The organism is Micromonospora sp. NPDC005979, from assembly GCF_040614415.1.
Classification (GTDB): Bacteria; Actinomycetota; Actinomycetes; order Mycobacteriales; family Micromonosporaceae; genus Micromonospora.
In genome coordinates this window covers 34,716-52,825 of record NZ_JBEXUR010000021.1, presented here as the reverse complement: position 1 = coordinate 52,825, position 18,110 = coordinate 34,716, and the positions used below count along the sequence as shown (strand labels likewise).

Sequence of the window (18,110 nt, the reverse complement as noted above, 5' to 3'; positions counted from 1 at the left end):
CGGTCACGCTAGAGGTGGCCGCGTGACCTGCGCTTCTCGATTCCTGATGGGTCTGGTGACCTGCTTCGCCGTACAGGACGGCAGCCCGGCGGTCGACAGCGCCGCCTCCCGGCGGTAGGTGCTGGGGGGCATACCGACCAGCTCGGTGAAGCGGGTGCTGAACGTGCCGAGCGACGAGCAGCCGACCGCGAAACATACATCGGTGACGCTCAGGTCGCCACGACGCAGCAGGGCCATCGCGCGCTCGACGCGCCGGGTCATGAGATAGCTGTACGGAGACTCACCGTAGGCGAGCCGGAACTCCCGGCTGAGGTGGCCCGCCGACATGTGGACGCCCCGGGCGAGCGCCTCGACGTCCAGCGGCTGTGCGTACTCCCGGTCGATGCGGTCGCGGACGCGACGCAGCCGCGCGAGGTCGCTGAGGCGCTGGCTCTCCGTGGATCGGCTGGTCACCCGGAAAATCGTGCCACAGAACCCCGACAAGAAAGGCCCGCCGGACGGCCGAGCCGGACCCGAGCCGCGCGGCGGCGGGCGGGGCAGTCGTCGGGGCGTACCCTCAAGTGGTTTCGCGGCGGGCGCGGGCCCGGCGCTTGCCCTCGTGCATGGCCTGGACGCGGGCAACCGGGATGGCGCGGCCCTCGGTGACCAGGTCGGCGGGGATCTGCTGGGGTTCCGGCAGCAACGCGAGCCACGGGTCGGTCCCGGCGAGCAGCGCCGGGACCGTCCGGATGGTGAAGTCCGCCGGGGTCACCTCGGTCAGGTCGGCCCAGTCGACCGGGAAGGAGACTGGCATCCCGGGCCGTAGTCGCGGACTGTACGCGGCGACGACCGTCGCCCCGCCGGAGCGGGTGGCGTCCACGAACACCTTCCCGCCCCGGTCCTCGCGGATGTACGCCGTGGTGGCGAGCGCCGGGTCGAGCCGTTCGGCGCGGACGGCGAGCGCCCTGGTGGCGGCCGCCAGCTCCTCGGCGGTGGCGTCGCCCGTGACCGGGACGAAGACGTGTACGCCCTTGGCGCCGCTGGTCTTGACCGCTCCGACCAGGCCGGCGTCGGCGAGCGCCTGGCGGACGAGCAGGGCCGCGTCGACCGCCGCCCGGAACCTGTCGCCCTCGGGCGGGTCCAGGTCGAGCACCAGGTGGGTCGGTCGGTGCAGGTCGGCAACCGTGGCCAGGGTCGGGTGGTACTCGACGGCCCGCTGGTTGGCGAACCAGAGCAGGGTCCGCCGGTCGTCGCAGAGGGCGTACGAGATCTCCCGGTGCGATGCCTCGGCCCAGACCCCCGTCCGACGTACCCAGTCCGGGGTGTAGCGGGGCAGGTTCTTCTGCATGAACGGCGGCTGGCCGGGGCGGACCCGGATCACCGACAGCGGCCGGTCCCGGAGTTGCCCGATGATCGGCTCCCGGACCGCGTCGAGGTAGTCGACGAGGTCGCGCTTGGTCGCGTCGTCACGGTCGGACAGCGGCTGGTCCAGGTTGGTCAGGGCCACGCCGTCGCGGGTCTCGTCAGCCTCACTCACCCGATCACCCTCGCGGCCTCGACGTCCTCGGTCAACCGGACGCGGCGCTTCGACCCCGAATGATCGCGAGGCCCGCCGTCGCCGGACCGCCCGGCGGCCGACCGCGGCCCGGTGACCAGCGCCACCAGCAGCGCGGCGAGCACCAGGGCGGCGGCCACCGCGTACGCGACCCGGTAACCGCCGGCCAGCGCGGCCACCTCGGCCTGACCGGCGTCCCGCAGGCCGTCGCTGCGGGCCGCCGCGAGGGTCGCCAGCGTCGCCAGGCCGACCGCCCCGCCGACCTGCTGGGTCGTGTTGGCCAGACCGGAGGCGAGCCCGGCGTCGGCGTCGGTCGCGCCGGCCATGGCCAGCGTGGTGACCGCCGGCAGGGTCAGGCCGCCGGCCACCCCGAAGATCAACATCGCCGGGAGTACGTCGCCGACGTAACTCCCGTCGGCGGACAGCCGGGCCAGCAGCAGGAAACCGACGGCGGCCAGGCCGAGCCCGGTCACCAACACGGCTCGGGCGCCCCAACGGGCGATCAGCCTGCCGGCCAGGCCGAGCGACACCACCGCGATCACCACGGGGGTGGGCAGGAACGCCCAGCCGGTCGCCGCCGCGTCCAGCCCGAGCACCAGTTGCAGCTCCACGGCGAGCAGGAACTGGAAGCCGAAGAACGCGGCCACCATGAGGAACTGCACGCTGTTCGCCGCGAGCAGGCCGGGCACACGCAGCAGCCGGGCCGGCAGCAGCGGGGTGGAGGCCACGCGCTGGCGGACCGCGAAGCCGCCGAGCAGCAGCGCGGCGAGCGCCACCGCGCCGAGGGTTCGCGGGCTGGTCCAGCCGTGCTCACCCGTACCCACGATGCCCAGCACGGCCGCCATCAGGCCGGCGGTGGCGAGCACGGCGCCCGGCACGTCGAGGCCGGCCCGCAGGCCGACGCCCCGTTCGGCGGGGAGCCGGCGGACGGCGGCGAGCAGGATCGCCGCCCCGATCGGGAGGTTCACCAGGAAGATCGAGCGCCAGCCGGCCAGCTCGGTCAGCACTCCCCCGGCCACCGTGCCGACGGACGCGCCGGCCGCCCCGGTGAAGCTGTAGACGGCGATGGCGCGGGCCCGCTCGGCCGGCTCGGGGTAGAGCCGGACGATCATGCCGAGGCTGACCGCCATGGCCAGCGCGCCGCCGACGCCCTGGCCGAACCGCGCGCCGACGAGCAGGGCTGGATTGCCGGCCGCCGCGCAGGCCACCGAGGCCACGGTGAACAGCACGACGCCGGCCAGGAATACCCGGCGTCGGCCGAGCAGGTCACCGAGGCGGCCGGCGAGCAGCAGCAGCCCGCCGAACGCCACCAGGTAGGCGTTGACCACCCAGGCCAGCCCGGCGGCGGTGAAGCCCAGGTCGCGTTGCACGGCGGGCAGAGCCACCGACACGACACTGCCATCCAAAATGATCATGAGACTGCCGGCGCACAGCACCAGCAGCGCCGGCCAGCGGGACGGGGTCGCTCGATCCACGGAATCCTCCTTGGTGCACGGTTTGTTACCGACGCCATCGTCTGTGACCATGAGCGGGAGCGGAAGGAGGCACTGTCGTGTCCCAGAGGAACAGCGATGTGTCCGCCCTGGTGGAGGCCGAGCTGACCTGCTCACCCGGGAACGTGCCCTTCACTCCGGGGCAGGCGCGCGCCTGCACGGTCCGCGAGGTGCTCGACCGGGTCGGCGGCAAGTGGAGCATCGGCATCCTGGTGGCGGCCTCGCACGGACCGGTGCGCTTCACCGAGCTGGAACGGCACATCGAGGGCATCAGTCGCCGGATGCTCACGCTGACCCTGCGCAACCTGGAACGCGACGGCCTGCTGCACCGCACGGTCTATCCGACCGTGCCGCCCAAGGTCGAGTACGTGGCCACCCCGATGGCGCTGGAGCTGTACGAGTCGCTGGTGGCCCTGACGAGTTGGGCCGAACGGCACCGCCGGGCGATCGCCGAGGCGCGGACCAGGTACGACGCGGAGCACGCGGACTAGACGGAAACCGGGTGTGGGGAACGCCACCCGGTTCGTCTGACCGATCGGTCAGGGTCTGACCGATCGGTCAGGCATGCTGGTTCACGGAGGTGGACCGGTGATGGCGAGAGCGGTGTCCGAGACGCACGGCGAGATCCTGGCGGCAGCGGCGCGACGGTTCGCGGTGACCGGCTACCGGGGCACCTCGTTGCAGGACATCGCCCGCGAGGTCGGCTGCTCCAAGGCCACCGTGCTCTACCACTTCGCCAACAAGGAAGCCCTGCTCGCCGAGCTGATGGCACCGGCCATCACGGTGCTGACCGACCTCGACGACCAGCTCAGCGGCCTGACCGGCGCGGCCGCCCAGGACGTCGCCGCGGTCGGCTTCGTCGACCTCGCGGTCCGGTTCCGGCGGGAGATCGCCGTCCTGCGCGGCGAGTTCCCGGAGCTGCTGTGCCAGCCGGCCTTCGCCCACATCCAGCAGATCTCCGAACGGCTGCGCGACGCGCTGGCCGGCCACTCCGACCGTCCCGGCGCCCGGATCGCCGCGCTGGTGCTGCTGGCCGGCATCTCCGAGGCGTGCGCCGAGTTCGTCGACATCCCCGACGACGAGCTGCGCCCCGCCCTGCTCACCCTCGCCCGGCGGGCCGTCGAACCCGTCGGGACACCCCAGCCCTAACCACCCACGACCGAGGACAAGGACTCCTGATGGCCACCCTGCTCTACCGGCTCGGCCGGGGCGCGTTGCGCCGGCGACGGCTCGTCGTCGCGCTCTGGCTCGTCGTACTCGTCGGTGCCGGCCTCGCCGCGGCGACCCTGCGCGGCCCGACGGCGAGCAACTTCACCATGCCCGGAACCGAGAGCCAGCGCGCGCTGGACCTGCTCAGCGAGCAGTTCCCCGCAGCCAGCGGCGCCACCGGCACGATCACTCTCAAGGCGCCCGGGGACGGCCAACTGGCCACCCCGGAGGGCCAGGCCGTGGTGCAGGAGCTGGTCCAGCAGGCCGGGACGCTGCCCGGCGTCGTCGGCGCGGTCAACCCGCTCCAGGTCGGCGCCGTCTCACCCAACGGCCGGTACGCGCTGGTGCAGGTCCAGTTCGCCACCGGGGCGGACGAGGTGACCGACGCGCAGAAGACCGCGTACGAGGAGGTCGGCGCGGCCGCCAAGGCCAAGGGCTGGCAGGTCGCACCGGGCGGTGAGGTGCTGGGCGGGGAGCCGGAGATCGGCTCGACCGAGGCGCTCGGCGTCCTGGTCGCCGCGATCGTCCTGATCATCACGTTCGGCTCGCTGGTGGCCGCCGGCATGACCATGCTCAACGCGCTGATCGGCGTGGGCGTCGGCATGGCCGGCCTGTTCGCGCTGAGCGGCGTCATCGAGTTGACCAGCACCGCGCCGATCCTCGCGCTGATGCTCGGCCTCGCCGTGGGCATCGACTACTCGCTGTTCATCACCTCCCGGCACCGGCAGAACCTGCTCGACGGCCTGCCGCCGGACGAGGCGGTCGGCCGGGCCGTCGGCACCGCCGGCTCCGCCGTGGTCTTCGCGGGCGCCACCGTCGTCATCGCGCTCGCCGGACTGGCCGTGGTGGACATCCCGTTCCTCACCGTCATGGGTCTCGCCGCCGCCGGCACCGTCACCGTCGCCGTCCTCGTCGCCATCACCCTGCAGCCGGCGCTGCTCGGCTTCGCCGGTCGCCGGGTGCTCCCCCGCCGGCTGCGGGCGCTCGCCAACGAGGGCACGCCGGGCACCGACGCGGACCTCGACCGGCCGGCCCCGGCCGAGGACCGCACCCGGTTCGGCTTCCGCTGGGCCCGGTTCGTCACCCGTTTCCGCGTACCCGTCATCCTGGTCGGGCTGCTCGGCCTGGGGCTGCTCGCGCTGCCCACGCCCGACATGCGGCTGGCGTTGCCGGGCGCGGCGACGGCCGCCGTCGGCTCTCCCGCCCGGATGGCGAACGATTTGACCGTCGAGGGCTTCGGCCCGGGCTTCACGGGCCGACTCGCGGTGGTCGTGGCCGGCGACGACGCCCAGGCGACCTCGGCCGCCGTACCGCAGGTCACCGCGCTGCTGCAACGTACCGAGAACGTCCTCGCGGTGGCGCCGCCGCAGCTCAGCCCGGACGGCCGGACGGCGCTGCTCGGCGTGGTGCCCAAGACCGGCCCGACCGACGAGGCCACCGAGACGCTGGTGCACGACATCCGTGGCTCGGTCAGCGGCATCCGCGGCGCGGACGTCCTGCTCACCGGCGTCACCGCGATCGGCATCGACGTCTCCGAGAAGCTCTCCGACGCGCTGCCGGTCTACCTGCTGCTGGTGGTCGGGCTGTCGGTCCTGCTGCTGATGCTGGTGTTCCGCTCGCTGCTGGTGCCGGTCAAGGCCGCGCTGGGCTTCCTGCTCACCGTCGCCGCCACGTTCGGCATCACGGTGGCGGTGTTCCAGCAGGGGCACCTCGCCGACCTGGTCGGCCTGGACACGCCCGGCCCGCTGATCAGCTTCCTGCCGATCCTGCTCATCGGCATCCTGTTCGGGCTCGCCATGGACTACGAGGTGTTCCTGGTGTCCCGGATGCGGGAGGACTTCGTACACGGCGAGAGCGCCCGGGCGGCCACGATCAGCGGCATGGGGCACGGCGCCCGGGTGGTCACCGCCGCCGCGCTGATCATGATGTCGGTGTTCGGGGGCTTCGTCTTCCTCGACGACCCGGTGATCAAGTCGATGGGCTTCGCGCTCGCCATCGGCGTGGCGATCGACGCCTTCGTGGTCCGCATGACCATCGTCCCGGCCGTGATGTCCCTGCTCGGTGACCGCGCCTGGTGGCTGCCCCGCTGGCTGAACCGCGCCCTGCCCAACGTCGACATCGAAGGCGAAGGCCTCCGCGACCACCTCACGGCGCAGGAACCCACAAGGGTCTAGCCCCCAGCCTGGTCGATCATGGAGTTGTGGTGCCCGTCGCGCCCTGACTTGGGCACTTCGTCCGGCACCACAACTCCATGATCGGCGCGGGCCCGGTCACACGCCGGCCGGGTACGTCTCCATCTCGCCGGGGACGGCGGGAACCGCCAGCGGGTGCAGGGCTGTCGTCTCGTCGCACCAGATCAACGCGTCGTAGCGCGCGGCCAGGCGCGTCGGCACATAGTTGCCCCAGGACTCGAACGACGGGTCGTAGACCACTCCGATCGCCCGGTGGTCCGCCGGCTCGGTGACCCAACCCGGCTGGTCGTCGCCGCCGAAGACGAGCACCGCCCGCTCGGGCATCAGCTCGTGCAGCCGCCGCTCCACCGAGCCCTCCCGTGCCGGCGGCACCACCATCGCCTCCGAGGGCGAGCCCCACCGCGGAGCGGCGATCACCGTGCCCCGGTAGGTGCCGAACCCGATCAGCGCCACCGCGTCGTCGCCGTGCCGTTCGCGGGCCAACTGACCAATGTTGACCATCCCGTCCGCCGCCATGTCGGTGGCCCGCGCGTCCCCCACGTGCGTGTTGTGCGCCCAGACGATCCCTCGGGCGTCCGGGCCGTAGCGCTCCAGCAGCCGGTCCAGAGTGTCCTGCATGTGGGTGTCGCGGATGTTCCACGAGTCCGGACCGCCGGCCACCATCGCCCGGTAGTAGCGCTCCGCGCCGGCCACCACCTCCGCGTTCTGCCAGGCCGAGAAGCGGTCCGGGCCGTCCGACATGGCCTGTTCCCGGGTACGCGCCAACAGCCGGACCACCTCCTCCTCGCACCGGGCGGAGACGAACCGGCTGGCCGCGCCGTACTCCTCGACCCGCTTGCCGTACGGCTCGAAGCACCGGTACGCGTCCTGCGCCGCCTCCAGCGAGGTCGGGTCCTCCTCCCCCAGGTAGTCGAAGATCGCCTGCATCGACTCCCAGAGGCTGTAGACGTCGAGCCCGTGGAACCCGGTCCGCTCACCCTCCGGCCGTTGCAGGTTCCACGCCCGCAGCCATCGGCAGAAGCGCGCCACCTCGGCGTTGGCCCACATCCAGGTCGGCCACCGCTCGAAGCGTTCCAGCGCGCTCTGCGGATCGAGGGCCCCGCCGGGCGCGGCGGTGACCGAGCGGTGCACCCGGTCACAGTCCGGCCAGTCGCCCTCCACAGCCACGAACGAGAAGCCGCACTCCGCGATCAGCCGACGGGTCAACTGCTCACGGAGCCGGTAGTAGTCGTAACTGCCGTGCGTGGACTCGCCGATCATCACCACCCGGGCGTCCCGAACGCGCTCCAGCAACGGGTCGAAGTCGCTCGGTGCGCCGAGCCGCTGAACCAGCATGGCAGCGGCTACCCGGCGCTCGCGCCGACAAACCGTCGGCGCGTCGCGAGCCGACACGCCGTCAGCGTGTACGCCTCACACGAGCGGGTAGCCAACCGACATGACCGTGTCAGGCGTGCAGTTGCAGGAGTACCTGGCCGGGCTCGACTACCCGGTCTCCCGCGAGGACCTCGTCCGCTGGGCGCAGGAGAACGGCGCCGACACGACCATGCTGCACCTGCTCCAGGCCCTACCACCCGAACAGTTCGACAACCCCGAAGAACTAACCGACGCCCTAACAACCCCCACCTAACACCCACCCCTCCGGCCGCCCAGATCCCAGACCGAGGGGGTCAGGGTGGGGAGGGTGGGACGGGTTCAGGGGAGGGGGATCGTGCGGGATTGTTGGCGGGCCGACTCGGCGGCGGCGATGATCGTGACCACCTCACGGCCGAAGCGGACGTCGCAGCGATGGTCGCGGGCACCGGACTGGACCTGCTCGACGAGCTGGTCGATCGCCACGCCGAACGCCGTCGCGGCGTCGTTCTCGCCGTGCGGCACGGTCTCGATGCCGTTCTCGCCGTAGAACACGAACTCCCGGGCCATGGCCTCGGTCGGCGCGTCGAGGGAGAGCGAGGCGCTGCTGGTCGCGCCGCCCTCGTGGGTGAGCAGCAGGTGCACCATCCCGCTCGGGCCGTCCATCGCGGCCACCTGGGTCACCCTCCCCAGCACCGGCAGGAGGATCGAGAGCGCGTGCGGGGCGATGTCCCAGAGCGCGCCGTGCTCGCGACGCCACAGCGAGCCGCCGTACGGGCTGCCGTCCTGGAAGATCGACGCGAACGCCGTGGTGCGGCCGTGCTGCCAGCCACCGGCGGCGGCGGTCGACGCGAGGAACGCGGTGACGTTCGGCTGGAACCGCTGGGTGAAGAACACCACGGAGGCCACTCCAGACGCCTCGGCGGCGGCGACCACCCGGTCGGCGTCGTCCACGCTGAGCGCCAACGGCTTGTCGAGCAGCAGATGCCGGCCGGCGTTGGCGGCCCGGACCGCGATGTCGGCCTGCACGTCCGGCGGCAGCGCGACGGCGACGGCCTCGCACTGCTCAATGAGGGCGTCGACGTCGGCGTACGCGGGCACGCCGTACCGCTCGGCCAGCGCGGAGGCCCGCTCCGGGTTACGCCCCCACACCCCGACCAGTTCCGCGTCCGGGTGTGCGTGCAGCGCCTTCCCGTGCGTCTCGATCGCCCAGTGACCGGTGCCGAACAAGCCGAACCGCAGCACGTGTACCTCCGCCGTCTCCCTCACCGTGGCGACGCCACGGACCTGATCCACGCTAGTCGCCCCGCAGGCCACGCCGATGGCGGGTCGCCAACCGGAGGATCTGGTGCTCCGCGCCTCCCGCAGCCTCCCGCGCCTCCTGCGGCCTCCCGAGCGGGGGGCGCGGGGGTGGGTGACGTCCTTTGCTCTGCTTCAACCCAGGAAACACCCGACGTCCGATAATCGGACACCGGGTGTTTCCTGGAGTGAAGCAGAGCAAAGGACGTGCGGTGGGAGGTGCCCTGCTCGCGCGGCGGCCGAGGGCGTGCCGGGCGGGGAGCGTGCCGGGCGGGGAGCATGCCGGGCGGGGAGCCTGAGCTGCTTACTACGACGGTTAGTAGGCTGTGCCGGTGACCGAGGCGACGACCGGGTGGGCCCGATGACCAGCGCGGCGGCCGGCTCGCCGGTGGACGGGTTCCTCGCGACGGTGTCGATCGTGCTGTCGCTGCTCGTCGCCGGGTGGGCGCTGGTCGCGGCGGTACGCCACCGGCCGCCGGACCGGGTGCAGTTCGCTGGTCTGGCCGTACTCGAGTTGGTGTTGCTCGCGTTGGGGGTGCTGGCCCTGGTGGCGGTCGGCGGCGGCGACCGGCCGGGCGAGCCCGGGGCGTTCTTCGGCTACCTGGTCACGCTGGTCTGCCTGCCACCGCTGGCCTGGGTGCTGGCCCGGATGGAACCGACCCGGTGGGGGTCGGCGATCGTCTGCGCGGTCTGCCTGGTGACGCCGGTCGTGGTGGTGCGGTTGCAGCAGACCTGGGAGGTCCTCGGTGGTTGAGACTCGTCCGGCCCGGCAGCGCACGAACTCCGGCCCCGGCCGTCTGTTGATCGCGGTCTACCTGCTGTTCGCCATCGCGGCGACGAGCCGGGCGGGCCTACAGATCGCCACGAAGTTCGACGAGGCGCCGGTGGCGTACCTGCTCTCCGCCCTGGCCGCGCTCATCTACATCGTGGCCGCGGTGGGTCTGGCCCGGGCCGGGCACACCGGTCGACGGGTGGCGCTGGTGTGCTGTTCGGTGGAGCTGGTCGGTGTCGTCGCGGTCGGCATCCTGAGCCTGGCCGACAAGGCCCTCTTCCCCGACGAGACGGTGTGGTCGCAGTTCGGTAGCGGGTACGGCTACATCCCGCTCGTCCTGCCGGTGCTGGGCCTCTTCTGGCTCTGGCGCACCCGCCGCGACCCGGCCTGACCGGCCGGGCCGCGGGACGGAAGCGACGGGGTCAGGCCCGCGGGCCGCCGGCCACGTAGATGACCTGGCCGGAGACGAAGCCGGCGCCCTCGCTGGCCAGGAACGAGATGGTGTGGGCGACGTCCTCCGGGCGTCCCGGCCGGCGCACCGGGATCTCGGCGGCGGCGTGCTTCTGGAGGTCCTCGAAGTCGACCTTCATACGAGCGGCGGTGGCCGCCGTCATGTCGGTGACGATGAAGCCGGGCGCGACGGCGTTGACGGTCACCCCGAACGGCCCCAGCTCGATGGCGAGCGTCTTGGTGAAGCCCTGGAGGCCCGCCTTGGCGGCGGCGTAGTTCGCCTGCCCCCGGTTGCCCAGCGCGGAGGTGCTGGACAGGTTGACGATCCGCCCCCACTTGCGGTCGACCATGTGCTTCTGAGCGGCCTGGCTGAACAGGAACGCCCCGCGCAGGTGTACGCCCATGACCGTGTCCCAGTCGGCGTTGGTCATCTTGAACAGCAGGTTGTCGCGCAGCACGCCGGCGTTGTTGACCAGGACGGTGGGAGCGCCCAGTTCGGCGGCGACCCGCTCGACGGCGGCCCCGACCTGGTCGCGGTCGGACACGTCGGCGCCCACGCCGAGCGCACGACCGCCCGCGCCGGCGATGGCGTCCACCGTCTCCTTGGTGGCGGCCTCGTCGATGTCGACGACCGCCACCGCCATTCCGTCGGCGGCCAGCCGCCGGGCGGTGGCGGCACCGATACCGCGTGCGGCTCCGGTGACGATGGCGACGCGCTGCTCCTCCGACATGATTACCTCCGGGTAACTTTGGGGTGATCGGAGGAGCTTAGCCTCAGAACCCCCGACCCCGGCATAGGCGAATCCACCGGTATCCGTACCCGGAGACCTTCACCGCGCCGAGCTTGCCCAGCTCGCCGTAGCCACGGTCGGTGAGCACGTCGATCGGCAGGTCAGCCTCCGCTTCGAGGCTGCTCAGGTCCACCTCGACGTCGTCGGTGCCCAGGTTGTGCAGGAAGACCATCGTGCCGGTCGGCCCGTCCGCCCGGTGCGCCAGCACCCCCGCTGGCACGGCCACGTCGATGTGCGTGGTCGAGCCGGAGCCGATCTCGGGGGCTTCCCGAAGGGTACGGATCATGCGCTCGAACCAGGCGAGCAGCGACTTCGGGTCGCCACGCTGGGCGGTGACGTTGACGTTCTGGTAGCCGAACTCGCCCTTGTCGATCACCGGGCGGACCAGCTTCTCCGCATCCGCCGTGGAGAAGCCGGCATTCGGCTTGTACGACCACTGCATCGGCGTACGGATCGCCTCCCGTCCGGGCAGCGACAGGTCCTCGCCCATCCCGATCTCCTCGCCGTAGCGCAGCACCGGAGTGCCACGCAGGGAGAACTGCAGGGCGTACGCCAGCTCGATGCGCCGCCGGTCGTTGCCGAGCATCGGGGCGAGCCGACGGCGGATGCCCCGGTCGTAGATGCGCATGTTCTCGTCCGGGCCGAACTCGGCGTACACCTGGTTGCGCTGTTCGGTCGTCAACCGGGACAGGTCGATCTCGTCGTGGTTGCGCAGGAAGGTGGCCCACTGCCCACCAACCGGGAGCTTCGGCGTGTCACGCAACGCCTCGATCAGCGACTCCGGGTCCTGCCGCGCGAGGGCGAGCACGAGCCGGCCGTTGAGCATGAAGTCGAAGAGCATGTGGATACGGTTGCCGGAGCCGCTGGCGTCGCCGAAGAACGTCGGGAGCTGGTCCGGTTCGACGTTCGCCTCGGCGAGCAGGACGGCGTCCCCGCGCCGCCACTGCACGTGCTGGCGCATCTCGGTGAGGAACTCGAAGTCCTTCGGGGAGTCCGGGTTGCCCGGCTCGGTCAGCTCGATGATGAACGGCACCGCGTCCATCCGGAAGCCGGAGACCCCGAGCTGGAGCCAGAACGACATGATCTTCTTGACCTCGGCCCGGACCTCCGGGTTGGCGAAGTTCAGGTCCGGCTGGAACTTGTAGAAGCGGTGGTAGAACCACGCCTTCGCGGTGCGGTCGTAGCTCCACGTCTCCTTCTGCTCCCCGGGGAAGACCATGCCCTGGTGGCGGTCGTCCGGCTCGGTGTCGGACCAGACGAACCAGTCCCGGTACGGCGAGTCGGGCGAGGAACGGGCGGACTGGAACCAGGGGTGCTCGTCCGAGGTGTGGTTGACCACCAGGTCGATGATCACGCGGATACCCCGGTTCTGCGCCTGGTGCAGCAACTCGGCGAAGTCACCGAGGGTGCCGAAGCGGGGGTCCACGTTGTAGAAGTCGGTGACGTCGTACCCGTCGTCGCGGTTCGGCGACGGGTGGATCGGGTGCAGCCACAGGCACGTCACGCCCAGCCGGGCCAGGTAGTCCAACCGGCCGATCAGACCACGGATGTCGCCCACACCGTCGCCGTCGGAGTCGGCGTACGTGTCGATGTCGAGGCAGTAGACGACGGCTTCGGAGTACCAACGGTCACCCATGCCGCGAAAATCTCTCCAGTTGATCTCCACGGCAAACCTGACGGACGGCGACGGTCGGTACCCTGCCCGGCATGGAGACCGACCTCGTACCGCCGAGCGATGAGTTGGACTGGTCCCGGGGCCGGTGGTTGCACCCGCCGGTGCGCGCCGAACACGGTCCGGCCGGTGAGCTGCTCGTCGAAGCCGGGGCGGAGACCGACTTCTGGCGGCGGACCAGCTACGGCTTCGTCCACGACAACGGACCGGCGCTGCTCGCGCCGCTACCCGTCGGTGCGGCCATGGAGGTGAGCTTCCGGCTCGACTTCTCCGCGCAGTTCGACCAGGCCGGCGTGCTGGTCCGGGTGGACGAGCGGACGTGGGTCAAGGCGGGTGTCGAGGTGAGCGACGGCGAGTCGCAGCTCGGTGCCGTGGTGACCCGGGAGTTCTCCGACTGGTCGGTGGCCCCGGTGCCGGGGTGGGCGGGTCAGGAGGTGACCGTGCGGGTCAGTCGGGCCGGTGACGCGCTGACCGTAAGGGCGCGGGTGGCCGACGCGCCGTGGCGGCTGGTCCGACTCGCCCCGCTGGACCCGGAGGCCGAGGCGGTGGCCGGTCCGTTCTGCTGCGCGCCGACGCGCGGCGGCCTCACGGTGGCTTTCACCGCCTGGCGACAGGGCCCGGCCGACACCGCGCTGCACCCGGAGGGCTGAACCCGTCCGTGGCGCCGATCACCCGCAGGTGTGCCGCGCCGATCATTGGGTATCACAACCCGATCCCCCCGTAGGCCCGTCGGAAGGATGACCAATGGCGTACGCCCAGACTGGTGACCCCTCCGAGTTCACCGGCCTGACCGGATGGGTGGCGTCCGTCATCGAGGCGATGGGTCCGGTCGGCGTGGCCCTGCTGGTCGCGTTGGAGAGCATCGTCCCGCCGATCCCCAGCGAGATCGTCCTGGCGATGGCGGGTTTCCTGGCCCACGAGGGTCAGTTCAACGTCGTCCTCGTCATTGTCGCCGCGACGGTCGGCTCGCTGGTCGGCGCGCTGGTGCTCTACTGGCTCGGCGCGGCGCTCGGCGAGGAACGACTCAAGCGCTGGCTGGACCGCATCCCCCTGGTGGACCGCGACGACCTGGAGAGGGCCGACCGCTGGTTCGAGCGGCACGGTCGTTGGGCGGTACTGATCGGCCGGGTGGTGCCGGTGGTCCGCAGCCTGGTCTCCGTCCCGGCCGGGGCGAACCGGATGCCGCTGGGCCAGTTCGTCCTGCTCACCACGATCGGCAGCGGCGTGTGGAACGCCCTCATCGTCGGTTCCGGTTACGCGCTGGGCAGCCGGTGGCAGAACGTCGAGCGGTACAGCGACTGGTTCAACTACGCCATCGGCGCGGTCTTCGTCGTCATGGTGGTCAGCTGGGTGGCTCGCAAGATCCGCCGTCGCCGGCAACGCGACGACCGGCGGTCGGTGACCGCCGGTCGCTGATCCGCGTCCTCGCCGCGATCAGGGCACCTGATGCCCTACGGCGGGCGCCGGCGCTGCCTGCGGCCGGCGCAGCACCACCTGCTCCAGCGCCGACCATGCCGTCGTCGTCACCAGGTAGATCACCGCGGCGAGCGGCAGCACCAGCGCCACCACCACGGTCGTGAACGGCAGCAGGGGCAGCAGCCGACCGAGGGTGGCCGCCCCCGGCCCCTCGGTGGGCGTGCCGGCCACCGTGCCGACCGCGGCCGACGCACGTCGCGCCCGGCGTGACGACCACCAGGCCAGCGCCAGCAGCAGGACCAGCAGGCCGGCGAAGAGCGGTCCGGCCGCGCCGGCCAACCCGTCGCTGAGGTGATGACCCAGCGGTACGCCGGCCAGCCGCTCGTCGAGCAGTCCCGTGCCACCCTCGTCGGTGGCGAACAGCCGGTACAGGACCAGCAGGAACGGCGCCTGGATCAGCAGCGGCAGGCAGCCGGCGACCGGATTCGCGCCGGCCGAGCGGTACAGCGCGAACACCTCGCGCTGGAGGGTCGCCGGGTCGTCGACGTACCGCTGCTGTAGCTCGCGGACCTGCGGGGCGAGCGCCGCGCGGCGTCGCTCCCCGCGGACCTGCGCGACGGTCAGCGGTGTGATCAGCAGCCGGACGGCGACGGTGAGCAGCACGATGGCGGCGACGGTCGCCGTGCCGTCGGCCAGCGGTTCGAGCAGATCGGTGAGCCAGGACAACGCGCTGCCGGCGACGCCGACGACGGTGGAGAGTGGTGCGAAGGCGAGCATGGGAAACCCCTCGGTCCGATTCCGGTGGGTCCTGGAGCCGTCCTGGACGGCACGTAGGACCGATGACGGTGGGATCGGCCGCGCGGCGAGGTGTCGCTACGCGGCGCGGGGGCGTCCGGGTGCGCGGGGGCGGGGTCGTCCGGCGGCGTCCGGATCGATCTGGCGGGGTGTCCGCCGGCTGCGGGCCCGGGCCCGCAGCCCGGCCCAGCGTCGCGCGACACCGGGTGCGCGGGACGGGCCGAGCGGGCGCGCGGCGAGCAGCGCGGCGACGAGGACCAGGGCGGTCAGGGCGGCCCCGGCGAGCAGGTCGGCCGGACGATCGGCGAGCATGCCGAGCTGGGCGAACGCGGACATCCACGCGGCCCAGAGGAATCCCAGCAGCACCGGCACGGGCTCAGCATAGGACCCGGTGTCACGCCCCCCGGGCGGATCACCGACGGTCCGGCCGACACGCCGGAGACGCCGTGCCGTCACCACGTTTCCGGGCGTTACCACCGTGGGTAACCCTCGTCCGACCGGCGCGGACGGACCGCGGGCGGCAGAACGGACGGTGGTGCGCGATGACGGGGCAGGTGGCGGAGGCGCACGGGACGACTGCGGGGACCGATGTGCTCACCGTTGGCGTCGAGGAGGAGTTCCTGCTCGTCGACCCACACACCGGCGCCGCGGTGCCCGCCGTCGACCTCGTGCTGGAGCAGGTCCCGGCGGAGCTACGCGGTCAGGTCGAGCGCGAGTTCCAGACCAGCCAGATCGAGATCGGCTCGCCGCCCGGGCTGGAGCTGTCCTCGATCCGGCACTCCCTCGGCGTACTCCGTAAGGCCCTTGCCGACGCGGCCGAGCGGGCCGGCGTACGGCTGCTGGCCATCGGCACCGGCCCGGTGGACGGCCCGGTGCCGCCGGTCGTGGACAAGCCCCGCTTCGACCGGATGATCGAGCGGTTCCGGCTGCTCGTACCCGGTCCCGGCAACAACGGCATGCACGTGCACGTGGGCGTCCCCGATCCGGAGACCGGCGTGCAGGTGCTCAACCACGTCCGGCCGTGGCTGCCGACGCTGCACGCCGTCACCACCAACTCGCCGTTCTCCCGTGGCGAGGACACCGGCTACGCGAGCTGGCGGTCGGTGGAGTGGGAGCGCTGGCCGTCGGTCGCGCCCACGCCCTTCCTGGAGTCGCACGAGCACTACCAGCGGCTGATCCGCCAGTTGATCTCCAGCGGGGTGATGCTGGACGAGGGGATGCTCTACTGGTACGCCCGGCTGTCGGCGAAGTACCCGACCGTCGAGCTGCGGATCGGCGACGTCTGCCCGACCGTGGACGACGCGGTGCTGGTCGCCGCGCTGGTCCGCGCGCTCGTGGCCACCGCCATGGACGACGTCGAGGCCGGCCGGCCCGCGCTGCGGACCGACCACCACCTGCTGGTCGGCGCGCACTGGCGGGCCGCCCACGACGGCCTGGAAGGCGAGGGCGTCGACGTCACCACCGGCGAGTTGCGTCCCGCGTGGGAGTTGCTGGACGAGTTCGTGGAACGGCTGCGGCCGGCGTTGGAGCGGCACGGCGACTGGGCCGAGGTGTCCGACCTGCTGGGTGGGCTGCGCCGCCATGGCACCGGCGCGGCCCGGCAGCGGGCCGTGTACGCCCGTACCGGACGGCTCGTCGACGTCGTGCAGGACGTGGCGCGACAGACCCGCGGCTGAGCGCCGCGTGACAGGATGATCCTGTGGCGCAACGATTGATCGTCATCGGCGGGGACGCCGCCGGCATGTCGGCGGCGTCCCAGGCACGCCGCCGCCGCGACCGGGACGACCTGGAGATCGTGGTCTTCGAGCGGGGCCACTTCACCTCCTACTCGGCCTGCGGCATCCCGTACTGGATCAGCGGCGTGGTGTCCGGCCCGGAGGAGTTGATCGCGCGCGCGCCGGAGACGTTCCGTACGAAGTTCGACATCGACGTACGGATGCGCCACGAGGTGACGGCCATCGACCTCGAACGCCGCGAGGTGGTCGCACGGGACCTGGACCACGGCGGCGAGATTCGGGAACGCTTCGACGAGCTGATGTACGCGGCCGGTGCGACACCGACCAAGCCGGCGTGGGCGCGCTCGGACATCGCCGGCGTGTTCGGGGTGCAGACCCTCGACGACGGCGCGGCGCTGCGCGACTGGTTGGACGCCGACCCGCAGCCGCGCCGGGCGGTGGTGGTGGGCGGTGGCTACATCGGCGTGGAGATGGCCGAGGCGATGATCCAGCGGGGCCTGTCCGTCACGCTCGTCGAGCAGGCCGCGCAACCCATGTCGACGGTGGACGAGGACATGGCCGAACTCGTCGCCGAGGCCATGCGCGGCCTCGGCATCACCATCCGCAGCGGCCTGCCGGTGACCGACCTCGAAGAGCGGGACGGCCGGGTGTCCGCCGTGGTCACCGCCGAGGGCCCGATCCCGACCGACGTCGTGGTCCTGGGTCTGGGCGTACGCCCCAATGTCGGGCTCGCGGAGGCCGCCGGGCTGCCGCTCGGACCGACCGGCGCGATCCGGGTGGACCGGCGGATGCGGGTCCCCGGCTTTCCCGGGGTCTGGGCGGCCGGCGACTGCGTGGAGACCCTGCACCGGGTCAGCGGGATGCCGGTCTACATCCCGCTCGGCACCCACGCCAACAAGCAGGGCCGGGTCGCTGGCATCAACATCGGCGGCGGGTACGCCACCTTTACCGGCGTGATCGGCACGGCCGTGACCAAGGTCTGCGACCTGGAGGTCGGTCGGACGGGTCTGCGGGAGCGGGACGCCTCGGCGGCCGGCTTCGACTTCATCTCGGTGATCGCCGAGTCGACCAACCGGGCCGGCTACTACCCCGGCGCACGACCGATGACCGTCAAGCTGATCGCCGAGCGACCCAGCGGCCGTCTGCTCGGCGCGCAGATCGTCGGCTGGTCCGAGGCGGCCAAGCGGATCGACACTCTGGCCGTCGCGTTGTGGAACGGCATGACCGTGGACGACATGACCGCACTGGACCTGGGCTACGCTCCGCCGTACGCGCCGGTCTGGGATCCGGTGCTGATCGCCGCCCGAAAGGCGGTCGACGCGCTCGCCGCGCTCGATCGCTGACCCGCGCCCGCCGTGGAGGTCCACCCCGTGACCCAGACCCCGACCAGGTCCGCCGCGC

Annotated in this window: 18 protein-coding genes and 1 pseudogene; 10 read left to right on the top strand and 9 right to left on the bottom strand. The window is 72.1% G+C overall.

The window, feature by feature from the left end:
• Window positions 1-3: 3 nt before the first annotated feature.
• The 3 genes from ABZ272_RS27585 to ABZ272_RS27575 form a co-directional block, all read right to left on the bottom strand.
• Window positions 4-453, bottom strand: coding sequence for a helix-turn-helix transcriptional regulator (locus ABZ272_RS27585; RefSeq protein ID WP_355052836.1), 450 nt, complete (start codon window positions 451-453; stop codon window positions 4-6).
• A 103-nt stretch (window positions 454-556) separates the two neighbouring features.
• The gene (locus ABZ272_RS27580) at window positions 557-1,516 is read right to left on the bottom strand and encodes an ATP-dependent DNA ligase (protein ID WP_355052835.1); all 960 of its coding nucleotides are present in this window, start codon (window positions 1,514-1,516) and stop codon (window positions 557-559) included.
• A complete protein-coding gene (locus ABZ272_RS27575; RefSeq protein WP_355052834.1) occupies window positions 1,513-3,009 on the bottom strand; it encodes an MFS transporter in 1,497 nt (498 codons plus the stop codon). Before ABZ272_RS27575 ends, ABZ272_RS27580 begins: the two co-directional genes overlap by 4 nt.
• Before the next feature lie 122 nt (window positions 3,010-3,131).
• On the opposite strand from ABZ272_RS27575, the gene ABZ272_RS27570 reads away from it, so the two are divergent.
• The 3 genes from ABZ272_RS27570 (at window position 3,132) to ABZ272_RS27560 (ending at window position 6,410) form a co-directional block, all read left to right on the top strand.
• Entirely contained in the window at window positions 3,132-3,518 is a 387-nt protein-coding gene (locus ABZ272_RS27570; RefSeq protein WP_355052881.1) for a helix-turn-helix domain-containing protein, read from the top strand.
• A gap of 100 nt (window positions 3,519-3,618) precedes the next feature.
• The gene (locus ABZ272_RS27565; protein WP_355052833.1) at window positions 3,619-4,176 is read left to right on the top strand and encodes a helix-turn-helix domain-containing protein; all 558 of its coding nucleotides are present in this window, start codon (window positions 3,619-3,621) and stop codon (window positions 4,174-4,176) included.
• A 29-nt stretch (window positions 4,177-4,205) separates the two neighbouring features.
• Window positions 4,206-6,410: an MMPL family transporter gene (locus ABZ272_RS27560; RefSeq protein WP_355052832.1), complete on the top strand. Its 2,205-nt coding sequence runs from the start codon at window positions 4,206-4,208 to the stop codon at window positions 6,408-6,410.
• A 96-nt stretch (window positions 6,411-6,506) separates the two neighbouring features.
• Here the strand turns inward: ABZ272_RS27560 and ABZ272_RS27555 are convergent, their stop codons facing one another.
• Window positions 6,507-7,763, bottom strand: a complete 1,257-nt coding sequence (locus ABZ272_RS27555) for an erythromycin esterase family protein (protein ID WP_355052831.1) — start codon at window positions 7,761-7,763, stop codon at window positions 6,507-6,509.
• Between the two features lie 100 nt (window positions 7,764-7,863).
• On the opposite strand from ABZ272_RS27555, the gene ABZ272_RS27550 reads away from it, so the two are divergent.
• Complete coding sequence (locus ABZ272_RS27550; protein ID WP_355052830.1) at window positions 7,864-8,055, top strand: DUF2795 domain-containing protein; 192 nt, start codon at window positions 7,864-7,866, stop codon at window positions 8,053-8,055.
• A 65-nt stretch (window positions 8,056-8,120) separates the two neighbouring features.
• Here the strand turns inward: ABZ272_RS27550 and ABZ272_RS27545 are convergent, their stop codons facing one another.
• Complete coding sequence (locus ABZ272_RS27545) at window positions 8,121-9,023, bottom strand: Gfo/Idh/MocA family oxidoreductase (RefSeq protein WP_355052880.1); 903 nt, start codon at window positions 9,021-9,023, stop codon at window positions 8,121-8,123.
• Between the two features lie 380 nt (window positions 9,024-9,403).
• Here ABZ272_RS27545 and ABZ272_RS27540 point away from each other — a divergent pair.
• Both ABZ272_RS27540 and ABZ272_RS27535 read left to right on the top strand, forming a co-directional pair.
• Window positions 9,404-9,831, top strand: a pseudogene (locus tag ABZ272_RS27540) (hypothetical protein).
• Entirely contained in the window at window positions 9,824-10,240 is a 417-nt protein-coding gene (locus ABZ272_RS27535) for a hypothetical protein (protein WP_355052829.1), read from the top strand. The pseudogene ABZ272_RS27540 and the gene ABZ272_RS27535 overlap by 8 nt, the downstream one beginning before the upstream one ends.
• A 31-nt stretch (window positions 10,241-10,271) precedes the next feature.
• On the opposite strand, the gene fabG is transcribed toward ABZ272_RS27535, so the two are convergent.
• Window positions 10,272-11,030: a 3-oxoacyl-ACP reductase FabG gene (fabG, locus tag ABZ272_RS27530; RefSeq protein WP_355052828.1), complete on the bottom strand. Its 759-nt coding sequence runs from the start codon at window positions 11,028-11,030 to the stop codon at window positions 10,272-10,274.
• A gap of 43 nt (window positions 11,031-11,073) precedes the next feature.
• Window positions 11,074-12,726, bottom strand: a complete 1,653-nt coding sequence (locus ABZ272_RS27525; protein ID WP_355052827.1) for an alpha-amylase family protein — start codon at window positions 12,724-12,726, stop codon at window positions 11,074-11,076.
• Window positions 12,727-12,797: 71 nt separating this feature from the next.
• Between ABZ272_RS27525 and ABZ272_RS27520 the strand changes: the two genes are divergently transcribed.
• Together ABZ272_RS27520 and ABZ272_RS27515 are read left to right on the top strand one after the other, a co-directional pair.
• Window positions 12,798-13,412 (top strand): DUF1349 domain-containing protein, encoded by a 615-nt coding sequence (locus tag ABZ272_RS27520; RefSeq protein ID WP_355052826.1) that lies wholly within the window; start codon window positions 12,798-12,800, stop codon window positions 13,410-13,412.
• A gap of 94 nt (window positions 13,413-13,506) precedes the next feature.
• On the top strand, window positions 13,507-14,178 hold the full coding sequence (locus ABZ272_RS27515; protein ID WP_355052825.1) for a DedA family protein: 672 nt from the start codon (window positions 13,507-13,509) through the stop codon (window positions 14,176-14,178).
• 18 nt (window positions 14,179-14,196) lie between these two features.
• Here ABZ272_RS27515 and yidC read toward each other — a convergent pair whose 3' ends face one another.
• Together yidC and ABZ272_RS27505 are read right to left on the bottom strand one after the other, a co-directional pair.
• Entirely contained in the window at window positions 14,197-14,955 is a 759-nt protein-coding gene (gene yidC, locus ABZ272_RS27510; RefSeq protein ID WP_355052824.1) for a membrane protein insertase YidC, read from the bottom strand.
• A gap of 96 nt (window positions 14,956-15,051) precedes the next feature.
• Window positions 15,052-15,345 carry a DUF6412 domain-containing protein gene (locus ABZ272_RS27505; RefSeq protein ID WP_355052823.1) on the bottom strand — a complete coding sequence of 98 codons (294 nt, stop codon included), beginning with the start codon at window positions 15,343-15,345 and terminating at the stop codon, window positions 15,052-15,054.
• A gap of 170 nt (window positions 15,346-15,515) precedes the next feature.
• Between ABZ272_RS27505 and ABZ272_RS27500 the strand changes: the two genes are divergently transcribed.
• Complete coding sequence (locus ABZ272_RS27500; protein ID WP_355052822.1) at window positions 15,516-16,649, top strand: glutamate--cysteine ligase; 1,134 nt, start codon at window positions 15,516-15,518, stop codon at window positions 16,647-16,649.
• Window positions 16,650-16,672: 23 nt separating this feature from the next.
• Entirely contained in the window at window positions 16,673-18,052 is a 1,380-nt protein-coding gene (locus ABZ272_RS27495) for an FAD-dependent oxidoreductase (RefSeq protein WP_355052821.1), read from the top strand.
• Window positions 18,053-18,110: the final 58 nt, after the last annotated feature.

What these genes read in the sequence shown, in the direction of transcription:
- ABZ272_RS27565 (WP_355052833.1), top strand. Translation starts at nt 3,619, where the DNA reads ATGGCGAGAGCGGTGTCCGAGACGCACGGCGAGATCCTGGCGGCAGCG.
- ABZ272_RS27560 (WP_355052832.1), top strand. Translation starts at nt 4,206, where the DNA reads ATGGCCACCCTGCTCTACCGGCTCGGCCGGGGCGCGTTGCGCCGGCGA.
- ABZ272_RS27555 (WP_355052831.1), bottom strand. Translation starts at nt 7,763, where the DNA reads ATGCTGGTTCAGCGGCTCGGCGCACCGAGCGACTTCGACCCGTTGCTG.
- ABZ272_RS27550 (WP_355052830.1), top strand. Translation starts at nt 7,864, where the DNA reads ATGACCGTGTCAGGCGTGCAGTTGCAGGAGTACCTGGCCGGGCTCGAC.
- fabG (WP_355052828.1), bottom strand. Translation starts at nt 11,030, where the DNA reads ATGTCGGAGGAGCAGCGCGTCGCCATCGTCACCGGAGCCGCACGCGGT.
- ABZ272_RS27525 (WP_355052827.1), bottom strand. Translation starts at nt 12,726, where the DNA reads ATGGGTGACCGTTGGTACTCCGAAGCCGTCGTCTACTGCCTCGACATC.
- ABZ272_RS27520 (WP_355052826.1), top strand. Translation starts at nt 12,798, where the DNA reads ATGGAGACCGACCTCGTACCGCCGAGCGATGAGTTGGACTGGTCCCGG.
- ABZ272_RS27515 (WP_355052825.1), top strand. Translation starts at nt 13,507, where the DNA reads ATGGCGTACGCCCAGACTGGTGACCCCTCCGAGTTCACCGGCCTGACC.
- yidC (WP_355052824.1), bottom strand. Translation starts at nt 14,955, where the DNA reads ATGCTCGCCTTCGCACCACTCTCCACCGTCGTCGGCGTCGCCGGCAGC.
- ABZ272_RS27500 (WP_355052822.1), top strand. Translation starts at nt 15,516, where the DNA reads ATGACGGGGCAGGTGGCGGAGGCGCACGGGACGACTGCGGGGACCGAT.